Annotated in this window: 21 protein-coding genes; 8 read left to right on the top strand and 13 right to left on the bottom strand. The window is 72.1% G+C overall.

All coding sequences use genetic code 11. The annotated features are described in order from the left end of the window. Window positions 1–108: 108 nt before the first annotated feature. Window positions 109–936, top strand: coding sequence for an ArsR/SmtB family transcription factor (locus SNOUR_RS04055; RefSeq protein WP_067343929.1), 828 nt, complete (start codon window positions 109–111; stop codon window positions 934–936). Here the strand turns inward: SNOUR_RS04055 and thiI are convergent. The 10 genes from thiI to SNOUR_RS04005 all read right to left on the bottom strand — a co-directional run bounded on the left by thiI (window position 854) and on the right by SNOUR_RS04005 (window position 15,692). Next, a complete protein-coding gene (gene thiI / locus SNOUR_RS04050) occupies window positions 854–2,248 on the bottom strand; it encodes a tRNA uracil 4-sulfurtransferase ThiI (protein ID WP_079142183.1) in 1,395 nt (464 codons plus the stop codon). The genes SNOUR_RS04055 and thiI overlap by 83 nt on opposite strands. 193 nt (window positions 2,249–2,441) lie before the next feature. Further along, on the bottom strand, window positions 2,442–3,344 hold the full coding sequence (locus SNOUR_RS04045) for a glycosyltransferase family 2 protein (RefSeq protein WP_067343927.1): 903 nt from the start codon (window positions 3,342–3,344) through the stop codon (window positions 2,442–2,444). Between the two features lie 481 nt (window positions 3,345–3,825). Then, the gene (locus SNOUR_RS04040; protein WP_067343925.1) at window positions 3,826–5,445 is read right to left on the bottom strand and encodes an ABC-F family ATP-binding cassette domain-containing protein; all 1,620 of its coding nucleotides are present in this window, start codon (window positions 5,443–5,445) and stop codon (window positions 3,826–3,828) included. A 219-nt stretch (window positions 5,446–5,664) separates the two neighbouring features. After that, window positions 5,665–6,423 (bottom strand): class I SAM-dependent DNA methyltransferase, encoded by a 759-nt coding sequence (locus SNOUR_RS04035; protein WP_067343924.1) that lies wholly within the window; start codon window positions 6,421–6,423, stop codon window positions 5,665–5,667. A 244-nt stretch (window positions 6,424–6,667) separates the two neighbouring features. Further along, complete coding sequence (locus tag SNOUR_RS04030) at window positions 6,668–7,681, bottom strand: DUF1259 domain-containing protein (protein WP_067343923.1); 1,014 nt, start codon at window positions 7,679–7,681, stop codon at window positions 6,668–6,670. Between the two features lie 621 nt (window positions 7,682–8,302). After that, window positions 8,303–8,731: a MarR family winged helix-turn-helix transcriptional regulator gene (locus SNOUR_RS04025; protein ID WP_067343921.1), complete on the bottom strand. Its 429-nt coding sequence runs from the start codon at window positions 8,729–8,731 to the stop codon at window positions 8,303–8,305. Window positions 8,732–8,792: 61 nt separating this feature from the next. Next, the gene (asnB, locus tag SNOUR_RS04020) at window positions 8,793–10,637 is read right to left on the bottom strand and encodes an asparagine synthase (glutamine-hydrolyzing) (protein ID WP_067343919.1); all 1,845 of its coding nucleotides are present in this window, start codon (window positions 10,635–10,637) and stop codon (window positions 8,793–8,795) included. Window positions 10,638–11,028: 391 nt separating this feature from the next. Then, complete coding sequence (locus SNOUR_RS04015) at window positions 11,029–13,209, bottom strand: FUSC family protein (RefSeq protein ID WP_079142181.1); 2,181 nt, start codon at window positions 13,207–13,209, stop codon at window positions 11,029–11,031. A 182-nt stretch (window positions 13,210–13,391) separates the two neighbouring features. Continuing rightward, window positions 13,392–14,336 (bottom strand): ornithine cyclodeaminase family protein, encoded by a 945-nt coding sequence (locus SNOUR_RS04010; RefSeq protein ID WP_067343915.1) that lies wholly within the window; start codon window positions 14,334–14,336, stop codon window positions 13,392–13,394. Window positions 14,337–14,444: 108 nt separating this feature from the next. After that, the gene (locus tag SNOUR_RS04005) at window positions 14,445–15,692 is read right to left on the bottom strand and encodes a carbohydrate-binding protein (RefSeq protein ID WP_067343914.1); all 1,248 of its coding nucleotides are present in this window, start codon (window positions 15,690–15,692) and stop codon (window positions 14,445–14,447) included. A 164-nt stretch (window positions 15,693–15,856) separates the two neighbouring features. On the opposite strand from SNOUR_RS04005, the gene SNOUR_RS04000 reads away from it, so the two are divergent. The 3 genes from SNOUR_RS04000 to SNOUR_RS03990 all read left to right on the top strand — a co-directional run bounded on the left by SNOUR_RS04000 (window position 15,857) and on the right by SNOUR_RS03990 (window position 19,142). After that, window positions 15,857–16,477, top strand: coding sequence for an L-threonylcarbamoyladenylate synthase (locus tag SNOUR_RS04000; RefSeq protein WP_067343912.1), 621 nt, complete (start codon window positions 15,857–15,859; stop codon window positions 16,475–16,477). Window positions 16,478–16,491: 14 nt separating this feature from the next. Next, window positions 16,492–17,043 (top strand): hypothetical protein, encoded by a 552-nt coding sequence (locus SNOUR_RS03995; protein ID WP_067343910.1) that lies wholly within the window; start codon window positions 16,492–16,494, stop codon window positions 17,041–17,043. A gap of 296 nt (window positions 17,044–17,339) precedes the next feature. Next, entirely contained in the window at window positions 17,340–19,142 is a 1,803-nt protein-coding gene (locus tag SNOUR_RS03990; RefSeq protein ID WP_067343908.1) for a pectate lyase-like domain-containing protein, read from the top strand. Between the two features lie 116 nt (window positions 19,143–19,258). Here the strand turns inward: SNOUR_RS03990 and SNOUR_RS03985 are convergent, their stop codons facing one another. Continuing rightward, window positions 19,259–19,666, bottom strand: a complete 408-nt coding sequence (locus tag SNOUR_RS03985) for a DUF3224 domain-containing protein (RefSeq protein ID WP_067357665.1) — start codon at window positions 19,664–19,666, stop codon at window positions 19,259–19,261. Window positions 19,667–19,768: 102 nt separating this feature from the next. Here SNOUR_RS03985 and SNOUR_RS03980 point away from each other — a divergent pair, with 102 nt between their 5' ends. The 3 genes from SNOUR_RS03980 to SNOUR_RS03975 all read left to right on the top strand — a co-directional run bounded on the left by SNOUR_RS03980 (window position 19,769) and on the right by SNOUR_RS03975 (window position 22,275). Beyond that, window positions 19,769–20,752, top strand: a complete 984-nt coding sequence (locus tag SNOUR_RS03980) for a helix-turn-helix transcriptional regulator (protein WP_067343906.1) — start codon at window positions 19,769–19,771, stop codon at window positions 20,750–20,752. A 210-nt stretch (window positions 20,753–20,962) separates the two neighbouring features. Next, window positions 20,963–21,148, top strand: a complete 186-nt coding sequence (locus SNOUR_RS49155; RefSeq protein ID WP_359666284.1) for a tryptorubin family RiPP precursor — start codon at window positions 20,963–20,965, stop codon at window positions 21,146–21,148. Window positions 21,149–21,225: 77 nt separating this feature from the next. Next, entirely contained in the window at window positions 21,226–22,275 is a 1,050-nt protein-coding gene (locus tag SNOUR_RS03975; protein WP_067343904.1) for a cytochrome P450, read from the top strand. Window positions 22,276–22,335: 60 nt separating this feature from the next. Here the strand turns inward: SNOUR_RS03975 and SNOUR_RS03970 are convergent, their stop codons facing one another. Together SNOUR_RS03970 and SNOUR_RS47960 are read right to left on the bottom strand one after the other, a co-directional pair. Beyond that, window positions 22,336–23,211 carry an NmrA family NAD(P)-binding protein gene (locus tag SNOUR_RS03970; RefSeq protein ID WP_067343903.1) on the bottom strand — a complete coding sequence of 292 codons (876 nt, stop codon included), beginning with the start codon at window positions 23,209–23,211 and terminating at the stop codon, window positions 22,336–22,338. 56 nt (window positions 23,212–23,267) lie between these two features. Continuing rightward, a complete protein-coding gene (locus SNOUR_RS47960) occupies window positions 23,268–23,687 on the bottom strand; it encodes a nuclear transport factor 2 family protein (protein ID WP_067343901.1) in 420 nt (139 codons plus the stop codon). Window positions 23,688–23,799: 112 nt separating this feature from the next. Here SNOUR_RS47960 and SNOUR_RS03960 point away from each other — a divergent pair, with 112 nt between their 5' ends. Then, complete coding sequence (locus SNOUR_RS03960; RefSeq protein WP_067343900.1) at window positions 23,800–24,387, top strand: TetR/AcrR family transcriptional regulator; 588 nt, start codon at window positions 23,800–23,802, stop codon at window positions 24,385–24,387. Window positions 24,388–24,430: the final 43 nt, after the last annotated feature.

Below are 24,430 nucleotides of genomic sequence, written 5' to 3'. Positions count from 1 at the left end.
TCCCTCGGGTGCCCCTGCGTCCCCGCGATTGACATGCAGTCGAACGGTTGCCTATCGTTTTTAGGCAGCCGTTCGGCTGCGTATGAGGGGTGGGACAGGAGAGCGGGCATGGACGAGGTCTTCAAGGCACTGGCCGACGCGGGGCGCCGCCGGCTGCTGGACAGCCTCAACGCCCGCAACGGGCAGACCCTGCGGGAGCTGTGCGCGGAGCTGGACATGACACGACAGTCGGTCAGCAAGCACCTGGCCGTCCTGGAGGCGGCCCACCTGATCACCACGCTCCGCCGGGGGCGGGAGAAGCTGCACTACCTCAACGCCGAGCCGATCAACGCCCTCGCCGACCGCTGGATCAGCCACTACGACCGCGACCGGGCACGCGCCCTCGCCGACCTCAAGCACGCACTGGAGACACCACCCATGGACAGCAACGCGTTCGTCTACACCACCTACATCCGGACCACGCCGGAGCGCCTCTGGCAGGCCCTCACCGACCCGTCGTTCACCAGCCGCTACTGGGGAGTGGAGTTCGCGACGGACTGGCGGAGCGGATCGACCATGGCCTGGACCGAGCGCGGGACCACCACCGCCCACCCCGAGCAGGTCGTCCTGGAGTCCACCCCGCACCGCCGGCTGTCGTACACCTGGCACACCTTCACCCCCGAGTGGGCCGAGAGCGCCGGCATCGCCGACGACGTCGCGGCCGGGCTCGCGGCCGAACCGCGCTCGAAGGTGACGTTCGAGATCGAGCCGCTCGGCGAGATGGTCAAGCTCACCGTCGTGCACGACGGCTTCGCGCCCGACTCCACCGCCCGCGGCATGGTCCAGCACGGCTGGCCCGCCCTGCTGTCCAACCTCAAGACCCTGCTGGAGACGGGCGAACTGCTCCCCGAGCCCGAGCCCGAGCCCGAGCCCGCGTCCGAGACGCGGCAGGCGTGACCCCAGGGGCCCGGCCGCCGACCCCGTCCCCGAGCCCGTCCCCCGATATTCCCGTTCCCTCCAGGCCCTCCGCAGATCCCGCGCCCTGCGCACCCACCCCTCCGGGCCGCAGGACCTGGGCGCCGGCCAGCAGTTCCGCGATCACCTCGTCGAGGTCCAGGCGCCGCTCCACCGCGTGCAGTTGGGGCAGGGCGGCCCGGGTGCTGACCCGGGGCGGGGCGAGCAGCCGGCAGCAGTCCTCGTCCGGCAGGACCGAGACGTCCGCCGTGCCGATGGCCCGCGCCTCGTCGATGATCTCCTGTTTCTCCCAGCCGATCAGCGGTCGGAGGACGGGAAGCGCGGCGGCCTCGTCCACGGCGGCGAGGTTCGCCAGCGTCTGACTGGCCACCTGCCCCAGGCTGTCCCCGGTCACCAGCGCCTGCGCCCGGATCCGGCCGGCCAGCACCGAAGCGGCCCGGACCATCAACCGCCGCTGGGCGACCACCTGCAGCCGCCCCGCGCCGGCCACCGCCAGCCGCCGCTGCGCCCGCCCCAGGGCGATGACGTACAGCCGGCCCGGCGGCTGATGACGGTTGAGCTGCCGGGCGAGCGCGTACGCCTTGTACGTCGAGGACGCGTCGGTGTACGGGGCGCCCGTGAAGTGGACGAAGTCGCAGGCCAGGCCGCGGCGCATGGCGCGGTAGGCGGCCACCGGCGAGTCGTAGCCGCCGGACAACAGCACCAGGGCCCGGCCGCTCGCCCCGACCGGCAGCCCGCCCTGCCCCGGATAGCGGGCCCAGGACAGATAGGTCTCCCTGCGGTCGATCTCGACCGCCAGCCGGACGCCGGGGTGGGACAGGTCCACCGGCAGACCGTCCAGTGCCTCCTGGATCCGCGCCCCGACATGGGCCTCCAACTGTGACGACGTCATCGGGAACGCCTTGTCCCGACGCTTGGCCCGGACGGCGAAACTCGCCACCGGCCGCTCCGCGAGCACCGCGCGCAGCGCCCACACCGCCGCGACACTGATCGCGTCGACGGTGCTGGGCACCCGGATCGCGGGCTCGACGGAGTTGAACCCGATCACCCGGCGGGCCCGTTCGACCAGGGCCTCCTGTGGCACCTGTCCGCCCAGCACGGTGACGTTCTGTGCGATCTTGATCCAGGTCGAACCGCCGACGCCGCGCAGCGCCAGCCGGAGATTGTCGTGCAGCCGCTCGGTGAACAGCCGGCGGTTGCGCCCCTTGAGGAAGATCTCCCCGTGCTTGAGCAGGACACAGCGGCGGTACGGGCCGGGCGACCCGGTGGCGGGGACGGGTGCTGCGCCGGACACGACTCTCCTTCGCGCGTCGTCGTGCGGCCGGAGGGCGCGGACCACCGGCTTCCCCTCCGGTGCCCGGCCGGCGGACGGGGCGGACCTGCCGCAACTCCAGAGTAGACACGCGGGCCGGCCCTGCCCCACGGGCCGCGCGACCCGCATCGTGCGACCGACCGGGCCGCGGCCCCGGCCTCCCGGACGCGCCCGCTCAGGCCGCCGGAGCGGGCCGGTGACGACCGGCGAGCACCCGGGCGGCGAGTTCGAACCGGAGCGCGCACTCGTGCCGGCCCGGGCCCGGGCCGGCCGCGGCGATGGCCGGCTCGAACGCCCGCTGCAACACGACCACCAGGTCGTCGTGCTTGCCGGCGAAGTAGGCGAGGTTGCGCCGCCACTCGCGGTGCCGCGCGGTGGCGACCGGCTCCCCGTACAGGTGGTAGACCCCCGCCTCGGGGGCGTACCGCAGCCGCAGGCCGCGCCGGGTGAGCCGGTAGCCCAGCTCGGCGTCCTCCAACCCCCAGCCGACGAACGCCTCGTCGAACCCGCCGGCGGCCACCAGGTGGCGCCGCCGGACCGAGGCGTTGCACGCCCACAGGTAGTGCCAGGCGGTCTCCAGGTCGGCGAGCTCGCAGCCGAACGCCTCCAGCACCGGCTCCCGTTCGTCGCCCCGCACCACCGGCGGCAGCGCCTCGAAGCTGAACTCGTAGCGCAGCCGCTCCCGATCCACCGGCCCGTCCCCCAACTGGAACCTGCGGCCGACGACCACCGCCGCGTCGTCCCCGGCGTGGGCCCGGGCATGCTCGGCGAGGAAGGTCGGCGCCACCACCTGGTCCGCGTCGAGCAGCACGACGAGATCGCCGGTCGTCTGCGCCAGCCCGAGGTTGCGGGCCCGGGCGCGGCCGGACGTGGGGGAGCGCGGTACGTACACATAGCGGAGGTCCAGGCCGGAGGGGAGCGCGGCGACCATCCGGTCCGTGCCGTCGGCCGAGCCGTCGTCGACCACGATCACCTCGGCCGAGTGCTCCGCGTCGAGCGACTGACGGGCCAGGGACAGCAGGCACAGCTCCAGCGCGTCCCGGGCTCGGTAGGCGGGGATGACGACACTGATCCTCATGCTCCGACGGCCTCATTCCTCGACGGGCGGCAGCCTGGTGCAGGACGTGCGTGACCAATGCTCCCCCCGGGGCCAGGGCGATGCCCACGGCGTTCGACGAACCCGGGGATGCGCTGGTCCCTGCCGGGGTGCGCGGCGTGCTGCGGGTGACGGGGGATGACGCGGGAAGTGAACCACCGCGTCAAGGCGAGGGTCAACGGCACTCCTGTGTACCGGAATTGACCATCTTGACAGGCATTGATTCCGTGCAGTAGCGCGCTCGCACAGCGCCCCGCCCGCACCACTGGTGGCATGGGGACGCGTGCGCAGTCCTGAGGCGGGGCCCCGCGGCGACGGCCGCCCCCGGCGCGCGCCGGGCCGGCCCGTGCCCCCATCCGCCCGGGCCCCGGCAGCCCGAACGGCGCAGCGGAAACCGGTCCGAACACGGCCGAGAAGGCCGCCCCACGGGTGGGGCGGACCTCGACTGCCGTGCCGCCTGGGGTTATCGGCGGCGCTCCACCCGCCGCTCGTCCCACACCGGTTCGGCGGTCTCCCGGACCCGGCCGTCCTGCCCGAACACCAGGTACCGGTCGAACGACCGCGCGAACCAGCGGTCGTGTGTGACCACCAGCGCCGTCCCCTCGTACGCCTCCAGGCCCTTCTGCAGCGCCTCCGCCGACTCCAGGTCCAGGTTGTCCGTGGGCTCGTCCAACAGCAGCGCGGTCGCCCCGCCGATCTCCAGCAGCAGAATCTGGAACCGGGCTTGCTGCCCACCGGACAGCTTCTCGAAGGGCTTGTCCCCGTGCTGGTCGAGCTCGTAGCGGCGCAGCGCGCTCATCGCCGGCCCCCGGCTCTTTGCATGCTCGGTCCAGAGGATGTCGACGAGCGTGCGCCGCATCAGCTCCGGCCGTGCGTGCGTCTGCGCGAAGTGCCCCGGCACCACCCGGGCGCCCAGCTTCCACTGCCCGGTGTGCGCGACCTCCTCACCCGCCAGCAGCCGCAGGAAGTGCGACTTGCCCGACCCGTTGGAACCGAGCACGGCGACCCGCTCGCCGTAGAAGACCTCCAGGTCGAACGGCTTCATCAGCCCGGTCAGCTCCAGCCGCTGGCAGGTCACCGCCCGGACGCCGGTGCGGCCGCCCTTCAGCCGCATGGTGATCTTCTGCGGACGCGGCGGCTCCGGCGGCGGTCCGATCTCCTCGAACTTCTGCAACCGCGTCTGCGCCGCGTGGTACCGCGACGCCATCTCGTCGCTGCGCGAGGCGTACTGCCGCATGTCGGCCACCAACCGCTTCAGCTGGGCGTGCTTCTCGTCCCACCGCCGCCGCAGTTCCTCGAACCGTGCGAACCGCTCCGTCCGCGCCTCGTGATACGTCGCGAAGCCGTCGCCGTGCACCCACACGTCGCTGCCCGCCGGGCCGGGTTCCACGCTCACGATCTTCTGCGCCGCCCGGGCCAGCAACTCCCGGTCGTGCGAGACGAACAACACCGTCTTGCGGGTCTCCCGCAGCTGCTCCTCGAGCCACTGCTTCCCCGGCACGTCCAGGTAGTTGTCCGGCTCGTCGAGCAACAGCACCCCGTCCGGCCCCCGGAGCAGCGCCTCCAGCACCAACCGCTTCTGCTCGCCGCCGGAGAGCGTCCGCACCGCCCGCCACTGTGCCTTCTCGTACGGGATCCCCAGCGCGGACATCGTGCACATGTCCCACACCGTCTCGGCCTCGTACCCGCGCGCCTCCGCCCAGTCGCTCAGCGCCTGGGCGTACTGCATCTGCGCCGCCTCGTCGTCCCGCTCCATGATGGCCGTCTCGGCCTCGTCGACGGCGTGCGCCGCGTGCCGGATCCGGTCCGGCGCCACCCCCACGAGCAGGTCGCGCACCGTCCGGTCGTCCCGAACGGATCCGACGAACTGGGGCATCACCCCCAGCCCCCCGCTCACCGTCACCGACCCGCCGTGCGGTTTCAACTCCCCTGAGATCAGCCGCAACAGCGTGGTCTTGCCCGCGCCGTTGGCGCCGACCAGCGCGGCGACGGCCCCCTCTCCCACTCGGAAGGAGGCGTCGTCGAGCAACACCCGCCCGTCCGGGAGGTAGTACTCCACGTGCGCGACTTCTACATGCCCCATGATCGGCCCAAACTGCGAAAGCTTAAGAAACGTGCAAAACCAGAACCAGAGAAAGCGAGCCAACACCCCACCGGGCGCCGCACCGCGCCACGGCCGGCATCCCGCAGGCGTGATCACGGCCCGCTTTGTCACTTTATCGGAACGGGAAACCGCACACCGTCCGCCGAACTCCCGCCGCACACCGCGCTCTTCCCCCGCGCGCCGCCCGGCAGGCCGTCGTCATCCCCCTTCCCCGCCCTCGTCCGCCGGCTTCTCCCACACCGACACATGCCGATGACTCTCGTTGGTGAACGGTTCGCCCGTCCACCCCTCCCACCGCTCGCGCAACCGCAACCCGGCCAGCTGTGCCATCAGATCGAGCTCCGCCGGCCAGACATACCGGAACGGGATCGACTGGTAGTTGCCGCGCCCTTCGACCACGTCGACGTAGTTCGAACTCATCGCCTGGGTGGCCACGTCGTAGACGTCGAACGCCCACCGCGTCGGGCTGACGTGGAACGGTACGACGCGCTGGCCCGGTGGCAGCTTCCGCAGCTCGGGGACCCCGACCTCGATGACGAAACAGCCGCCTGGTTCGAGGTGTGCCGCGACGTTGCGGAAGCAGTCGACCTGTGCCTGTTGGGTCGTCAGATTCATGATGGTGTTGAAGACCAGGTAGGCGACGGAGAACGTCCCGTCGACCCGTGTGGTCGCGAAGTCGCCGATCGTCACGCCGACGTCGTCGCCACCCGGCTTGTCCCGCAGCCGGGCGACCATCGCCCGTGACATGTCGATGCCGTGGACGGGCACACCGCGACGCGCCAGCGGCAGTGCGATCCGCCCCGTCCCGACGCCCAGCTCCAGAGCCCGACCGCGCCCGGCGAGCCGGGCCAGGAAATCGACGGTCGGATCCACGACGCCCGGCGCGAACATCCCGGCCGAGGCATCGTCATAGGTCGCCGCGACACTCTTCCCGAAGTAGCCGTCCTCGTCGTCCATGCCTGGACCGTACTGTCCGCGGCACCCGCTCCGCCCGCCATTTTCGCCGGGCCCCGGCGCCCACCACACGTCCCTCGGGCGGACCGCCGTCGCGGCCGTCCAGGTGGGCGCGGACATCGTCGTCCAGGAGCGGCACGGTCACCGGCGCGGTCCCTCGTAGGGGGAACAGCGGGGATGCCCCACTGTGCCGGCCGGTGCCGTGCGGGCTTTCGTGCGTGGTCCTCCTTCCGTCGGCGGGGGCCGTTCAGCTGCCGGCCGCCACGACGTCGGTGGCGTCCACCGCGTGGCGCAGGGCGCGGGCCAGGCGCACGGCGTCGCCGACCGCCCACACATGGACGAAGAACAGCCGGGGTTCGTCCGTCAGCCCGTGGTTGTGGAGTTCGACGAGTTTGGCGTCGGCCTTCCGCAGTGCCCGCAGGACGCGCGGCACCTCCTTGGCGATCATGCAGCAGTCCGCGCTGACCGCCGCCCGGCCGTGGCCGAGCGGTTGGAAGTTGAACGCGCTGGTCGAGCCCAGGCCCGGCGGCAGCACCAGCTTGCCGTCGCTGATCTTCTCCCGGCGGACGAAGATGCACTTGTAGATCCCGTCGTCGACGGAACCCTTGGCGCCCATCGCGTCATCGATCCCATCGGTGTCCAGATCGACCTTCTCGTCCGGGTCGGACGCCTTGTCGGGCGGGGTGCCGGTGCCGTCGAACGCCTCGCGGAGACCGCGGGCCATGGCCACCGGATCGTCGCCGTGCCCGTGCACATGGACCCACCAGACGTCGGGCCGCTGGGAGAGCAGGTGCTTGTGCAGCGCGGTCAGGTGGAGGCGGTGCTCCTGAAGGGTGTCGACGAATTCCTGCAGCTCCTGTTCGGTCACGACGATGTCGCCCATCACCAGGGTGCTGTCGTCGGCGTAGCGGACGAACGAGACGTGCGAGCCCAGCGCCAGGGGCGCTTTGACGCGAACGTGATGGGAGTCCACGCGGAGGTCCCGGCGGGGCAGGCCGGTGTGGTACATCACCTTGCGTTTCATGTCGCCGGTCCGGCCCAGCGCCTTGGCCACCTTCTTCCAGTCGGCGAGGGTGGTGTGGACCGGTTCGATCAGCTCCCGTCCGCCCGGCGTGATCGGCTCGTGCGGAAGGGGCGCGGGACGGGCGCGAGCCGGGGTGGGCGCCGCGGCCAGCAGCGGGGCGAGGGCCGCCGCGGTCAGTACCCGCCGACGGGGGGAGCCCGTGTGCGGGTCGGTGGTCTGCTGTCTGTCTCCAGCCATTACGTGACAACCTCCACGATGACCTTCATGAGGAGATGGCAGCATGGCGGATCTGAAGCCCCGTCACATCGTTCTTGGCGGCCAGGTGGGCTAAGTCGTCATCGTGATGGGTGAGCGGGTGGGGCCGGATGGCTACGGGCGGGGGCCGGCAACCGCCGTTCGCGGTCGCCGGCTCGGGTGGTCGCCGCCCTCCGGACGACACGGTGCCCCGTCCCTGCCGGGGCAGGAACGGGGCGTCGCGTCCTTCAGCTCGTGGTCCGGCGCGTGTGTATGGCATCCGTCCAAGCGGCGAGCAGTCGCTCGTACTCGGCTTGCTCTTCGGGCCATAGTGGCCGACCGACACGGGCGGCCATGAACGCGCGTATCCGTTCGTTGGCCTCGGCGGTGGCGTCTGGGACGCATGTGGGCGCCATGGGGAAGATGATATTCGGCTGGCCGGTCTGGGGCTATTACCGCGTTTGGGTGATGCTGGCAAGCTCTGCCCTTGATGTCACGCACATATGCCCGCGTCGTGTTCGCTCGCGCCGCCGGCCGGCTTCGCCGACCTGACCGAGGGACCGGCGGCCGACTCCCGGGAGGACCGGGCCGGGCTCCGTACGTCCTTCACGGCCCGCTGACGCGTCAGTCGCCGGACTCGGCGAGCCGGCGCAGCAGCGGTTCGACCTCGGTCAGCCGGCGGATCTCGTCCGGCCGCAGCGCGGTGAGGCGGCGGCTGAGCACCTGCGCCTCACCGCGCGCGATGTCCACCAGCGCCGCGGAGCCGCGTTCGGTGAGCAGGACCCGACTGGCGCGCCGGTCCTTCGGGTCGGCCTCGCGGCGTACCAGGCCCGACGACTCCAGGCCGAGGACCGCCGCGGTGGCGGTCGGTTGGGAGCAGGGCACCCACTGCGCGATCTCGCCTATTCGGGACGGCCCGCGCTGGGTCAGCAGCGCCAGCACGGCGACATGGGTCAGTTGGATGCTGCCCGCCGTGGCGGACCTGCGCAGGCTCCGGGTGAGCCGGTGCAGCGAGATCACCAGTTGCAGCGCCGCGTCGTCACCGATTGTCATCGCTCACCCATCGCCTGGTACCGGACCCGGTCAGTGGCGTGCCCCGCAGGGCCGTCGTGGATCAAGTGAGCGTAATCGCGGGGGAGTACATCTCCAACCACAGCGCCAGATCCAGTGTGCGTTCGAGGCCGCGTCGTGATGCCTGGGTGATCTGCGGCGCCTCGTGTTGCGCCGCGCGCCGCAGCCAGTCGCGGTCGACGAGGTCGAAGACCTGGTGCGAGGGGCGCGTCAGCAGGTCCTTGGCGTGCTGTTGGAGTGCGACCGCGTACTGCGGGTCCTGCGTGGACGGGTACGGGCTCTTCACCCGGTCGTACACCGACCTGGGCAGCAGGTCGGCGGTGGCCTCCCGCAGCAGGCTCTTCTCCCGGCCGTCGAAGGACTTCAGGGACCACGGTGCGTTGTAGACGTACTCGACCAGGCGGTGGTCGCAGAACGGGACGCGCACCTCAAGCCCGACGGCCATGCTCGCCCGGTCCTTGCGGTCCAGCAGGATCCGGACGAAGCGCGTCAGGTGCAGATAGCAGATCTTCCGCATCCGGAACTCGAAGTCGCTCTCCCCGTCGAGCCGTTCGACGTCCTTGATGGCCCGGTCGTAGCCGTCCTGGATGTAGGAGCCCAGGTCGAGCGCGCCGGTGACGTCGGAGGTGAGGATGTTCTCGTCGTCGCCGAAGTGCTGGGCGAAGCGGACGAGCCAGGGGAAGGTGTGTGCCGTGCGCGCGTCCTCGTCGAAGAACTGCTTGTACCCGCCGAAGACCTCGTCGGCCGACTCGCCGGACAGGGCCACCGTCGAGTGTTCTCGGATCGCCTTGAACAGCAGGTAGAGGGAGGCGTCCATGTCGCCCAGGCCCATCGGCATGTCGCGGGCCCGCAGCATCTTGGCGCGGACGTCGAGGTCGGCCAGGGCGGCGGAGTCCAGCACGATGTCCTGGTGCTCGGTGCCGGCGAGCCGTGCCACGTCGTGCACGAAGGGGGTGTCGGGGGTGGCGCGCAGGTCGTCGGCGATGAAGTTCTCCGTCTGGCCGACGAAGTCGACGGCGAAGCTCCGCACCGTCTCGCCCACGTCGGCCAGTTGACGGGCGGCCAGCGCGGTCATCGCCGAGGAGTCCAGCCCGCCGGAGAGCAGGGTGCAGCGCGGTACGTCGGCGACCAGCTGGCGGCGGACGATGTCGTCGAGCAGCGTCCGCACGTGCGCGATCGAGGTCTCCCGGTCGTCGTGGTGTGCCCGGGTGCGCAGCGACCAGTAGACGTGCCGGCGCACTCCGTCGGCGTCGACGGTGACCACGCTGCCCGGCTCGACCTCGTGCATGCCGTCCCACACCGCGTGGCCGGGGGTCTTGACGAAGGCGAACAGCTCGCGCAGGCCGTCCAGAGTGACCCGCCGCCCGGCGAGCGGGTTGGCGAGGATCGCCTTGGGCTCGGAGCCGAACAGCACGCCGTCGGCGGTGGGGTAGTAGTAGAACGGCTTGATGCCCATCCGGTCGCGGACCATCACCAGTCGCCGGCGCCGCTCGTCCCAGACCGCGAAGGCGAACATCCCGTTGAGGTGGTCGGCGACCGCCTCGCCCCACTCCAGGTAGCCGTGCAGCACCACCTCGGTGTCGGAGTCGGTGGTGAAGCGATGGCCCTTGGCCGCCAGTTCGGCGCGCAGTTCGACGAAGTTGTAGGACTCGCCGGAGTAGACGATGACGACCTCGGTGCCGTCGGGCCGCTCGGCGGCCATCGGCTGACGCCCGCCGGGCAGGTCGATGATGGCGAGGCGGCGGTGGCCGAGCGCGGCCGGTCCCCGAACCCAGGTGCCGCGGTCGTCAGGGCCGCGGCAGGCCATCGTCTCGGTCATCGCGTCCACGGTCTCCTGCTCGGAGCGCAGATCGCGGTCGAAGGATATCCAGCCGGTGATGCCGCACATGCCGTGTCCTCCTGCTCCGCACTCTGGGGCCGCCGATGCCGCGGACGGCGGGAGGCGCCGCCGTGGGTCGGGGTCGGGGAGGGGTGGGCAAGGCCGGTGCGCCGGCTGCCCGATCCGCTCCACCAGAGTCAGTTGTATCGAGCACCTATGTAACGAGAGTGTTCCTCGGGTGCCGGTCGCGTCAACCGGGGCGTAACGCGGGTAGGGGCGCGCGGCGGTGCGCCGGAGCGGCCGATGATCCTCGGAGGAGCGCCGCTGAGCTGCGGGTTCGCCGGGGGAGAGGGGAGCGGGCGGCCCGGACGAGGGCCCGGGCGCGCCACGCGAACGAGGGGAAGGTTTTACCTGGAGATTGCGGAGGCGGGCCGGGCGGCGTGCCCGCCCGCCGTCCGCGTCAGCCGTTCTTCCGGCCGCCCCGCCCGGCCACCGGCACGTCCAGGGCACGGGCGATACCCACCACACCCTCGTCGAGCCGCTGGAGATGCCGCAGCACACGGAAGGTCACGGTGTGCGACGGCGGCACCGGGGAGCCGTCCGCGTCCAGCAGCGAGGCGATGCTGGCGCCCGCCTCCACCTCGCCGTCGGCGGGCTCGTCCGCCACCCGCGCCGCGATCAGCTCGATGTTGCGCTCGATACGCCGGCCGACGCGTCCCAGCCGGGGGTCGGCCGCCACCGATCGGCTGGCCGGCAGGAGTTCCGCCGTCGCCGCCAGCGACCGGGCGTGATAGGCGCAGGTCTCCAGGAGCGCCACCAGATAGCGCGCGGTCTGCCGGCGGACCCGCAGCGGGGTGATGGGGTGCACCAGCGGCTGGGTGGAGCCGCGCAGGTCGTTCAGCGCGGTGTCCAGGTCGCGCGCCAGGGTCAGCAGGTCCGCCGTCGGCCCGCCGGACAGCTGGGCCACCGCTGCCGCAACCGCCTCCCGCAACCGCTCCAGGACGGCGCCCAGATGCTCGTCGGTGCGCCGGTCGGTGTGCACCGGCAGGATGACCGCCGCGGCGATGATCCCGCACGCCGCGCCCAGCGCGGTCTCCTCGATGCGCAGTACCAGCGTCGCGACGCTGTAGGTGTTCAGGACGGTGTAGAGCAGGCCGAGCATCGCGGTGACGAAGAAGGACATCAGCGCGTACGACAGCGGCGCGGTGAAGAACATGCCGAAGACGCACAGCAGCACCAGCGCGAACGCCGTCCAGGTGTGGTTGCCCACCAGCCCCGCCAGCGCCACACCGGCGATCACGCCCAGCACCGTGCCGACCAGCCGGCGGTACCCCTTGACCAGGACCTCGCCGGTGGACGCGGTGTTGAGGAACACCACCCAGCAGGTCAGCACCGCCCAGTACCAGCGCTGGGTGGACAGGAACTCCCCGCCGACGATGGCCAGCGCCGAGCCCACCGCGACCTGGAACGCGGCCCGGGTGGTGGGCCGTTGGAGCCCGGTGTGCTCGTCCTCCTCGGCCTCCTCGGCACCGACGATCGCCAGGTCCTCGGCGTCGAACTCCTCCCGCGAGCGGATCGTGGCGGAGGTGTCGTCGGACTCGTCCTGCGGCCCGTCCAGCGCCAGTCGCAGACCCAGCACGGCGCGGGCGGCCTCACCGAGCGCGCGGAAGGCGTCCTGGACGGCGCCCGAGCCGCGCGGCAGGTTGTCCTCGTCGCGGTAGCCGAGCAGCCGGTTGCGCACGTGGGCCAGCGCGGTGCCGCGGTCGTCGGGCGCCCGGCGGGCCATCAGCAGCGCCAGGGCCTCCAGGTCCCGGCGGAGCGTCGCCACGGCATCGCCCTCGGACTGCATGCGGTTCGCGGTGGCCGGCACCGGGGCGTGCGGCAGGTGCAGGGTGAGGGTGTCGGTGCGCTCCGCGCTGCGCGCGTTGAGCAGCGTCATCCCCAGGCGTTCGGCGGCGATCTCGGCGTCCGCGATGCGGCGCTGGAGCAGCGCGGCGGTGGTCGCGTCGCGGGTGCCCTCCTCCAGGCGGCCCTGGATCATCAGCGCCGTCTCGTGCAGCCGGGCGGTGTGCCGCCGCAGGTCGTCGAGGACGCCGTCCAACTCCTCGGGCCCGGCGTCCACCAACTCCCGGTGGGTGGCCACCAGCTGCGCCAGGCGGGCCCGGAACGCCTCCCGCAGTCGGCTCAGGGTGCGTTCGGGGGTGTCCGGGAAGGCGGCGAAGCGGGCCACGGCGCTGCACGCGAACGCGACGGCCAGGGTCAGGAACAGCTCCGGCAGCGTCGCCACGGTGGCGTGCACGAACAGCGAGATGAAGTAGACCTGAAAGCCAATCAGACCCAGCGCCGTGCCGCGGTCGCCGAACCGGCGGGCGTACGCGGCGCCGAAGATCAGCGCGATGAAGAACAGGTCACCGGCGATGATCCGACTGTGCAGCAGCGCCCCCAGCGCCACTGCGGCCAACGCCACTGGCAGGCCGAGGGCGAGGGTGACGGCCTGGCCGCGCACCTCCTTCTCCCGGATGGCGAAGGTGGCGACCATCGACGCCATGGCTCCCGCGACCAGGAGCGTGACGCCGGTGTCGAGCAGGGCCAGCGCGACGAGGGTCAGCACGATCGCCCCCACCGTCCGCAGCCCGGCCATCAGTCGCAGCAGTCCCGGGTCGGAGGCCGCGAAGCGGTTCCAGGTGCCCGTAACGGTCCGTCGTATTGCTGCCTTCACGCTGCCGTACGCTCCCCATCTTTGGCATCGGCCGAGGTCACGCGCCTCGGCCGGGCGCCCCCAGCATCGCACGAGGGCCGTCGGAACGGCCGTCGTGTGTGCCGTCAGGTGGCTTCGTAGGCGGCGCCCGCGACCGCGAGGTCCTCCCAGGCCATGCCGACGCTCTTGAACAGGCGGGGGCGGTCGGGGTCGACGACGGCGGCTCCGGTGGCCAGGCCGGCGAGCGTCACCAGTGCCTCCCGGTCGAGCCGGCCGCTCTCCAGCTCCGGGATGAGGTCGCCGGCTTCCCGGGCCGCGGCGGACCGGGACTCCACCACGACCGTGCTGCGCAGGACGGTCGTGCCGTCCACCTCGCGGCTGCCGCGCTCGTGGGAGCCGACCGCGGTCACCATGGCGTGCGACGGGAGCAGGGCGCCGTCGAACAGCGGGGCGCGGGAGGTGGTGCAGCAGGCGACGAGGTCGGCGCCGGCGACCGCGGACGGCTCGCCGGCCTCGACGTGGAGACCGGTGTCCCGGCGGGCCGTCGCGACGAACCGCTCGACGTTGGCGGGGGTCCGCCCCACCACGGTGACGTGGGTCAGCGGACGCACCGCGCGCAGTGCGTCCAGGTGGCCGCGAGCCTGGGGGCCGGTGCCGAACACCACCAGGCGGCTCGCCTCGGGGACGGCGAGCAGGTCGGCGGCGAGGGCGGAGACGGCGGCGGTGCGCACGGTGGTCAGCGCGATGCCGTCGAGCAGCGCGAGCGGGGCGAGGGTGGGGGCGTCGAAGAGCAGGTACTGGCCCTGCACGCGGGGGAGTCCGGCGGCCGGGTTGTCGGGGGCGACGGTGGCGATCTTGACGCCCGCGTACCGGCTGCGGTGCGCGGGCATCAGGAGCAGTTGGCCGTGCTCGACGGGCACGATGGTGCGCGGCGGGTCGGCTTCGGGGTCCGGCCCGTCGCGCAGCGCGGCGCGCAGCGCGTCGACGGCCGCGGCCATCGGGAGGGCGCGCAGCAGGCCGGTCTCGTCGATGCTCCGGGGCAGGTGGGGGAGTGGGGGCGTGGCGCTCATACCGCCGAGTCTGCCCCGGCCGGCTGCCGGGATGCGTGATCTTCGACGCATCGGACGTGCCGGGCGGGGAGGGGAGGAGCGCCCGCCGGAGCGCTCCTCCCCACGGGGTCAGCAGGTGCCCAGGTCCTGCCAGACCCCCGAGCCGCCGGTGGACGGCGTCTCGCCCTGGGTCCACCACCGGGCCTTCCAGGTGTGGCCGTTGTAGGAGACGGTGTCGCCGCCGACGTAGACGGTGCCCGCGGTGTAGGGGCTGGCGGCGCAGCTGCCGCCCGGGGGCGTGGTGGGCGGCGTGGTCGGTGGTGTGGTGGGTGGTGTGGCGCCGGCGAACTTCACGGAGTACTTGGTGAAGTCCCAGGCACCCTGCGGAACGCTGCTGCAGGTGCCGGAGGTCCGGCCGTTGTTGTCCGGCGGGGTGCACTGCCGGTCGCGGTTGACGGACCAGTTGGTGAAGCGCGCCATGTGGTGGGAGGTGGCGTAGTCCAACACGGTCTGGAAGTCCGCCTGGGTGAAGAACTCCCCGGTGTCGCTGCGGCCGTTCATCTGGGAGATGCCCTCGTGGGCGTAGGCGGTGGCCTCGTCCCAGCCGAAGGTGGAGCGCAGGACGGCGTTGAAGTTGGTCAGCGCGGAGGTCTGGGCGGCGGCGCCGTTGAAGCCGCCGTCGAACGGCATGATGGAGAAGTTGTCCGGCACGAAGGACTGGGACTTGGCCTCGTTCAGCATCTGCTTGCCGAACCAGCCGGTGCCGTCGGCCGTCCCGGCGGTGGTGACGGAGAGGTAGAGGCCCGGGTTCTTCTGCTGGAGGATCTTGGCGGCGCCGATCTCGTTGTGGACGGCCGCTGCGTTCTCGTACTCCGGTTCCTCCAGGTCGAAGTCGAGTGCCTTCAGGCCGTACTTGTCGATGACCTGCTGGTAGGCGGCGGCGGTCGCCTCGGGCGTGCCGCACGCCTGCCCCAGCTTGGTGCCGTTGTAGCCGCCGATGGAAGCGGAGACGTCGCCGTCCTTGGCGCGGATCGCGGAAATCACCCCGGCCACCGCGGTGTCCGACGCCACCGGGTGGAGACCGTCCCAGGTCGGCGAGCAGCCGCCGCCGTTGGGCGCGAGGACGAAGGCGAGCTGGAACGCCTTGAGGCCGGTGGCGTCCATCACCGCGCCGGCGTCCGGCGGGTCGTTGTCGAGCGGCATGAGGTAGGGCGCCGCCGCGTACCAATTGCCGCCCAGCGCCGTCGGCGCCGGTGTCGCTGCGGCGGGCCGCGGGGCGGCGCGCTGGCCGGTGGCGAGCGCCGTGCCGGCGAGGCCGAGCGCGATACAGGCCGCCGAGACGGCGGCGGCGAGGGTTCTGACGTGACGAGGTGGCACTTGACCTCCACGAGCCGACGAGGGGGTGGTCCAGACCAATCGACCACAGCGTGAACCCTCGTCCTGGGCACGTCAACACTTTGGACCGGACCAAGTCGGCGCGGTGGGCGGGCCGTCGAGGCGGCGAACGCCGACCGGCCGCACGATCACCTAGACTCGCGAAAATGGCCAAGTACTTCGACGTCCACCCGGACAACCCCCAGCGCCGCACCATCACCACGATCGCCGACGCCGTCCGCTCCGGCGGGCTCATCGCCTACCCGACCGACTCCTGCTTCGCCCTGGGGTGCCGACTGGGCAGCCGCGACGGCATCGACCGCATCCGCTCGATCCGCGCCCTCGACGACCGCCACCACTTCACCCTGGTGTGCCAGAACTTCTCGCAGCTGGGCCAGTTCGTACAGATCGACAACGACGTGTTCCGCGCGATCAAGGCGGCGACCCCCGGCCGCTACACCTTCATCCTCCCGGCGACGAAGGAGGTCCCGCGCCAGCTCCTGCACCCGAAGAAGAAGACCGTCGGCGTCCGGATCCCCGACCACACCGTCACCCAGGCACTCCTGGAGGAGCTGGGCGAACCGCTGCTCTCCAGCACTCTGCTGCTGCCCGACGAGGACGAGCCGCTGACCCAGGGCTGGGAGATCAAGGAGCGCCTCGACCACGTGGTGGACGCGGTGGTCGACTCCGGCGACTGCGGCACCGAACCCACCACCGTCGTCGACTTCTCGGGCGGTGTCGTGGAGATCGTGCGCCGGGGCGCCGGGGACACGTCGCGGTTCGAGTGAGCGGCGGCGGAACGATGGCAGCAACACGGAACCGCGCGATACCGGCGCTCGCGGTGGCGCTGGCACTCCAGGCGGGCGTGGCCGGCGTGGCCACGGCCCAGGCGGCCCCGGCGGTGGCGAGCGCCCCCGCCGCGGCCCCCACCGCCGCGATCAGGATCACCGAGGGGCAGGTCGGCGAGGTCGGGCCCGGCCGCCCGATCGTCTACCCCGCGGTCACCAGCTGTCTGACGGTCACCGTCCGACTGGCGGACGGCGGGAAGGTCGGGGCACACGCCAGCCTGTTCCAGGTGCCCGGGGAATACCGGTCCGACCGGATCCTCGCCGCGGTCCAGCAGCGGATCGGGACGCGGGCGGTGCGCGCCGTGGAAGTGCGGGGCGCGGTCGGTGCCTGGCATCCCAGCTACTTCACCCGGGCGATCGAGAGCTACCCGGAGGGCGCACAGGTCCCGGTGCCCACCGCGCCCGACCCCGACGGCCTGGCCCGGGCGGTGGCGGACGGCCTCGGCCAGTTGCGCGGCAAGGTCACCGTGCAGGACCTCCCCGACGGGGACCAGACGGTGGAGTGAATCGGAGTCCGGAGCCTGGAGTCCGATGGTCGGACAGCGGAGACCGGGCGCCGGAGGCCGGACACCGGAGAGTGGACACTTCTTGAACGCGGCGAGGGCGAGTCCCTCGTACCGCACGGGAGCGCGTAGCGGCATCAACTGCCGCTATCAGCACATTTGTTGACGGTTGGTCGGTGTCGCCGCGCGAAACTCGGGTCGTGGCTCTTGACGCACCCTTCACGAAGCTGAAGCATGCGACGGCGGGAGTACGCTTCCCACCCCCCACATCTTCACTTCCTGAATCAGGAGAGTCACCCATGACCCCTGCCTCCAAGGAATCCCCCACGCCCGAACGTCCCACCGTCGGCCGCCGCACCGTCCTCGGTGCCGCCGCCGCGGTGGCCTCGGCCCCCGCGCTGCTCGGCCCCGCCCGGACCGCCCACGCCGCGCCGCCGCACAGAACCCCGGGTGCCCTGCCCGGCGGCGGCGACCTCGGCCCCAACGTCCTCGTCTTCGACCCGGCCACCCCCGGCATCCAGGCGAAGCTGGACGAGGTGTTCAAGCAGCAGGAGAAGGCCCAGTTCGACACCGGGCGCTACGCCCTGCTGTTCAAGCCCGGCACCTACCACGGCCTCAACGCCCAACTCGGCTTCTACACCTCCATAGCCGGCCTGGGACTGTCACCCGACGACACCACCATCAACGGCGACGTCACCGTCGACGCCGGCTGGTTCAACGGCAACGCCACCCAGAACTTCTGGCGCTCCGCCGAGAACCTCGCCCTCGTCCCGGTCAGCGGCACCAACCGCTGGGCCGTCGCCCAGGCCGCGCCGTTCCGCCGGATGCACGTCCGCGGCGGCCTCAACCTGGCGCCCGCCGGGGATGGTTGGGCCAGCGGCGGCTACCTCGCCGACAGTCGCATCGACGGGACCGTGGAGCCGCGTTCCCAACAGCAGTGGTACGCCCGCGACAGCGCGGTCGGCGGTTGGTCCAACGGCGTGTGGAACATGGTGTTCTCGGGCGTGCAGGGCGCCCCGGGGCAGACGTTCCCCAACCCGCCCTACACCGTGCTCGACACCACCCCCTTCTCCCGCGAGAAGCCCTTCCTCCACCTCGACGGCGCCGACTACCGGGTCTTCCTGCCGGAGCTGCGCACCGACGCCCGCGGCGTCACCTGGGGCAACGGCACCCCGCGCGGTACCTCGCTGCCCCTGTCGCAGTTCTACGTCGCCAAGCCCGGCGTCTCCGCAGGCACCCTCAACCAGGCGCTCGCGCAGGGACTCCACCTGTTGCTCACCCCGGGCGTCTACCACCTCGACCAGCCGATCGAGGTGACCGCGCCCAACACCGTCGTACTGGGCCTCGGCTACGCCACACTCATCCCTGACAACGGTGTCACCGCCGTGCGGACCGCCGACGTCGACGGCATCCGACTGGCCGGCTTCCTCATCGACGCCGGCCCGGTGAACTCCGCCACGCTCCTCGAAATCGGCCCGGCCGGCGCCACCGCGGACCACTCCGGCAACCCGACCACCGTCCAGGACGTGTTCCTCCGCATCGGCGGTGCGGGCCCGGGCAAGGCCACCACCAGCATCGTCGTCAACAGCCGGCACACCATCATCGACCACACCTGGGTCTGGCGCGCGGACCACGGCGACGGCGTCGGCTGGGACACCAACCGTGCCGACTACGGCATCCGCGTCAACGGCGACGACGTCCTGGCCACCGGCCTGTTCGTGGAGCACTTCAACAAGTACGACGTGCAGTGGTACGGGCAGCGGGGCCGCACCGTCTTCCTCCAGAACGAGAAGGCGTACGACGCCCCCGACCAGGCCGCCGTCCAGGACGGGGACGTCAGGGGCTATGCCGCCTACAAGGTCGCCGACTCGGTCACCTCCCACGAGGCGTGGGGGCTCGGCAGCTACTGCTACTACAACGTCGATCCCAGCATCGTCCAGCACCACGGATTCGCCGCCCCGAACGTCCCGGGGGTGAAGTTCCACGACCTGCTGGTCGTCTCGCTCGGCGGCAAGGGCCAGTTCGAACGCGTCATCAACGACACCGGTGCGCCGACCTCGGGCAGTTCGACGGTTCCCTCGACCGTGGTGGCGTACCCCTGACCTCCGTCCCGTCCCGTACCACCACCCGGCCCGCCGTGCCATGGGACGAGGCCATGGCACGGTCGGCTTCGGCCGCGTCGCCGAACTCCTCTGCCACCACTGACGACGGGCGACGCTCAGCCGATCCGGTAGCCGAAGGTGTACGGGAAGGACGGATCGCCGGCCTCGCACCGGAAACTGCCCGACCCGCTCAGGCCGACCAGTTCCCCGGTGGCCGATCCGGGGACGACCTCGAAGGTGCAACGCACCGTGCCGTCGGCGTCGAACGCGCCGCGCTCCTCCAGCACGAAACTGCCCTCCCACCCGTCCAGCCGCCCGGTGAGCAGCTCCAGGCCGGTGAACGTCCCGGTCTTGTCCGAGGTGTAGACGATGGTGTACTCGCAGGCCGTGCGATCGGCCTCGATGCCGCCGGAGAAGTTGTTGGTGACACGGGCGCGCGCGAGCCGCGGGCTCGTCGCGTCCGAACCGATCGGCTGCTCGGCCCAGTTGGCGTAGCTGATGCGACCGGTGGTCTGTGCGGGCATGGCGGTCCTCTCGGTCTCCCGCACGGCCGGTGCCGGGCGGTGTGCGACCATCCTGACCGTCGTACCTGACACCTTCTGTCAGGTACGCGAGACAATCGGAGCATGCGCGCCGACCGGCTTCTCGCCCTGCTCCTGCTGCTCCAGAACCGCGGACGGATGACCGCCGCCGAACTCGCCGCGGAACTGGAGGTGTCGGTCCGCACGATCTACCGCGACATCGAGGCGCTCGGCGCGTCCGGCGTCCCGGTCCGCACCGAGCGCGGGCCGGACGGCGGCTACCGCCTGATGGACGGGTACCGCACCCGACTGACCGGGCTCACCGGTGCCGAGGCCGACGCGCTCTTCCTCGCCGGAGCACCCGGACCGGCCCGCGACCTGGGGCTGGGGGCGGTGCTGGCGACCGCCCAACTGAAGGTGCAGGCGGCGCTCCCGGACGAACTCGCCGAGCGGACCCGGCGGATCCAGGACCGCTTCCACCTCGACGCACCCGCGTGGTTCCGGGACGCCGATCCGGTCGCCCATCTCGCGCCGGTCGCCCGGGCGGTGTGGGAGCAGCGGGTGGTCCGCACCCACTACCGGCGCTGGCGCGGCGAGGTCCACCGCGAGCTGCGCCCGCTCGGCATCGTCCTCAAGGGCGGCATCTGGTACGTGGTGGCGCTCGCCGACGAGGCGGTGCGGACGTACCGGATCGCACGGTTCCAGGCCGTGGAGCTCACGGACGAGGCGTTCGTACGGCCGGCCGGCTTCGACCTGGCGGCGTACTGGGCCGACTCCTCCCGCCGCCTGGCGGCCGCACTGCACCAGGACACGGTGCACCTGCGCATCTCCCCGCAGGCCCGGCGCCTGCTGCCGATGCTCTACGGCGCGGTGGGCCGGCGGGCGTTGGAGGGCGCCGCGGAGCCGGACGCGGCCGGCTGGACGGAGGTGACGATGCCGGTCGAGGGGCCGGCCGTGGCCGTCGGCGACCTGCTCCGGCTGGGCGCGGAGGCGGAGGTCCTCGGCCCACCCGCGCTGCGCCGCGCTATGGCGGAGACGGTGGCCGTCCTGGCCGGCCGCTACGCGACGGCGGACGACCCGTCGGAGTGACCCGCTCCGCATAGGACCGGGCCGGTCCCGACTCCGTAAAATCAACAAAATCTTCGACCCTTCTCCATATTCGTCAACGCCGCCTATCCATACGGCAGTTGGCATGAACATCCGCTATATCGGGACCAACCGCCCAATCCGTACGGCATTTTTAGGTGCTCCGCACCGCGAACTCCCCTGAAACATAGGTTGGTTGTTTTTCCGCGTGATATGGGCCACTTGACACCCCAACCGCCCCGTCATTCACTTCTGCGGCGGTCGAAGACCCTTTCGGCGGCCTGCCACGGGGCACAGTCAGCCCCTGCCAAGGAGGTACGGATGAAGTTCGTTCGTCTCGTGAAGCGGATGCGCACCGAAAAGAGCCTCAAGGCGTACGCCTGGTACGGCTGGATCTGATCGGCCCACGCCCACAACGGCCGGTGGCGGGCCGCACGCAACGGTCCGCCACCGGCCCGCGTTCCCGGAGGTTCCCGATGTCCCAGCGACCGACCGTCACCCGCGGCGGCCGGCGGGTGCGCTTCGCGCCCAGGATCGACGCCCTGCTGCGCCGCCACACCGGTCAGGAGCTGTTCCGACTGGAGCCCACCACGATCGGCGTCGCGGGCGCCGACCTGATGGACGCCCTGCTGCGCAGCCGACCGGCCAACGCCGAGGAGCGACCGACCTTCAAGCCCGTCCTCGGCCGGCACGTCGGCCGGGCCGACGCCGCCGCCTACATGCAGGCCCTGGGGGCGGACGTGCGGAAGGCCCTGCAGCGCCCCTTGGAGACCTCGGTCGATCTGACCGGCACCTGGCCGGGGGTGCCGCACGCCTACCTCCGCGACCTCGTCTTCGGACAGGAACTGGGCCGCCTGCGGATCCTGGTCGACCGGAGACTGGAACTCACCCCGAAGCTGACCTGGTCCGCCGTCGCGTCGGGCGCCGCCCTGCTGCGCCGCCCCGACCCGGCTGAGCCGCTGTCGAAGCTCGCCACCCTCGCCCTCGGCGCCGCCGACTACGCGGACCGCCGCTACGCCCTGTACCTCTACCGCCGGGTGGCGGCACCCATCTGCTTCACGGTGGCCGCATTGGTCACCAACGCGGTCTGGCTGGGCGCCCCGTTCGACGACACCGTCCCGAACCGGCAGCTGCTCGCCGAGGCGCTCCGGCTGTTGCCCCCGTCGTGGAACATCCTGCGGATGGCCTCGCCCGAACTCACCGCCGTGGACGACCGGATCGGCCCGACCGACGACGTCCTCCTGCTGCCCCTGCTGAGCCACCGCGACCCGGCGTTGTGGGAGGACCCCGAAGCCTTCCGTCCCGAGCGCTGGGCGGATCTGGACCCGGACAACCACCCCGGATATCTGCCGTTCGGCCACGCCAACGAGCGCTGCTGGGGCCGCCATATGGTGCTCCCGCTCGCCGAACGCCTCCTGGACCTGGTACGCCGGGACGGCCTCACGGTGCGCCCCGCCCAGACCGTCGGCCGGGTCGAACTCGACGGTCTGATGGAGGTCGCGGAGGTCCGGGTGACCCGCGGCTGAACCTCGTCCCGCCGCGACGAGCCGGCGGACGGGTGGAGTGATGGGTGGAGTGACGGGTTTTCACGGGCCGGTCGGGAAATGGGCGTTGGCCCGTGCATAGGTGGCGAAGGAACGGGGTGGTCGTCCGGTGACGCGGGTGACGGCATCGGTCACCCGGTCCTCGGCGCCCTCGGCGATCCGGCGGTCCAGGCCCGCGAGGATCGCCGCGAAGTCCGCCGGCAGATGCCGCGCGAGCCGCGTGCGCAGTTCCGCCTCGGACACCGCCCGGTGGCGTACCGGTCGGCCGATGACCTCGGTGAGGACCGCGGCGACGGCGTCGTAGGAGAGGGCCTCCGGCCCGGTGAGCACCCAGTCGGTGTTGTGGGGCGCGGGGTCGGTCAGCGCGTGCGCGGCCACCGCGGCGATGTCGTCGGCGTCGATGAACGCGACCCGGCCCCGTCCCGTCGCCGTGGTCAGCAGGCCGTCGGTGCGGATGGCGTCGGTGTGCGGGTGGTGGCCGGTGAAGTTCTGCATGAACCAGGAGGGGCGCAGGACGGTCCACTCCGCGACGAGGCCGGGCAGGGCCTGGTGGACGGTTCCGGTGGCGGGACCGCCCGCGGGGATCAGGGAGGAGCTGAGCAGGACCGCCCGGCGCACTCCGGCGCGCCGGGCGCGGTCGAGGAAGGGCAGCATGACGGCGGCGGGGTCCGTGGCGCCGGGCGGCGGCACGAGGTAGACGGCGCTCGCGCCGTCCAGCGCCGCGTCGTGGGTGGCGGGGTCGGTCCAGTCGAAGGCCACCGGTTCCGCGCCGGCGACGGGAACGGGGTGGCGGCCGGCGGCCCTGGTGGGGTGTCCGGCCCGCGTCAGCCGGGCCACCAGGCGGCTGCCGGTGGTGCCGGTGGCGCCGGTGACGAGGACCGGGCCGGTGGTCGGGGACGTGAGGCGGGGTGTGGTCACGGGGGCCTTCCGGGCGGGATGGGTGGGCGTGCGGGAGGGGGCGGGGGAGGGCGGGGTCAGCTGCGCAGGGAGGCCGGGATGGCCAGGGGATTCCAGTAGTCGCGGTAGTGGGCGATGCGGCCGTCGGCGACGGTGACCACCGCGACGTACGACATCGCGAACGGCTCGTCGGTGGCGACCAGGCGGCCCACGGCGCCCATCTCGGCGATGATCGTGCCGGGGTCCTGGGTCTGATGGATCGTCAGGTGCGGGAAGTCGTGCAGTTCGATGTGACGGGGGTAGTCGCGCATATAGGCGGCGACGGCGGACTTTCCCTCCAGGCGGCGCGGGCGGTCTTCGGGTGCGAAGGGGAACTCGAAGACACCCCGTTCGTCCCAGAGGTCCACCCATGCGGCGAAATCCTGGTCCAGAAGGAGGCGGAGCCCGTGACGGAAGAGATCCTCCGGAGTCCGATGGGCGGTCGTGGCGGGGGTCATCTCGCTTCTCCTCGATCGGGAGCGTGCGGCGCGGTCGTCCGATACGGTTGGACCGCCGGTCCGTTTCGACGATACGGACCAGTGGTCCGTATCGCAAGAGAGGTCATGACCGATGCCCGAACCCCGACAGCGCGCGGACGCCGTCCGCAGTCGTGAAGCCGTTCTGGATGCCGCCGAGGCGTTGTTCGCGCGCAGCGGCCCCGCCGAGGTGAGCATGAACGCCGTCGCGTCGGCCGCCGGCGTCGGCAAGGGAACGGTCTTCCGGGCCTTCACCGACCGGGCGGGACTGCTCCAGGCACTCGCCGAACGACGCACCGCGGCGCTCCGTCGGGCCGTCGCCGAAGGGCCTGCCCCGCTGGGGCCCGACGCCCCGCCGCACGAGCGGATCCCCGCGGTGCTCGACGCCCTGGCCCGCTTCAAGCTGGACAACCGGAGCCTCTACCTCGTCCTGGAGGAAGCCGGCGCGGCCAGCCCGTACCGGAGCCCGTCCTACACCTGGTGGCACACGACACTGCGCGACAGCCTGGCGCAGTGCGCGGACGCCGGGCGCGCCGACTTCGTCGCCCACGCCCTGCTGGCCGCCGTCCGTGCCGACCTCATCGCGCACCTGCTCACCGTGGAGGGGCTGTCGGTCGACGAGATCCGCGACCGACTGGCCGTCTACGTCCGCTCCGTGCTGCCGCGCGACACGCATGCGTGAGGCCCCTGGCCGGGGCCTCGGGATCTGGCCTGGCCGGCCGTCA

Source organism: Streptomyces noursei ATCC 11455, from assembly GCF_001704275.1.
GTDB lineage: Bacteria > Actinomycetota > Actinomycetes > Streptomycetales > Streptomycetaceae > Streptomyces > Streptomyces noursei.
This window is presented reverse-complemented; position numbering and strand designations above follow the sequence as displayed.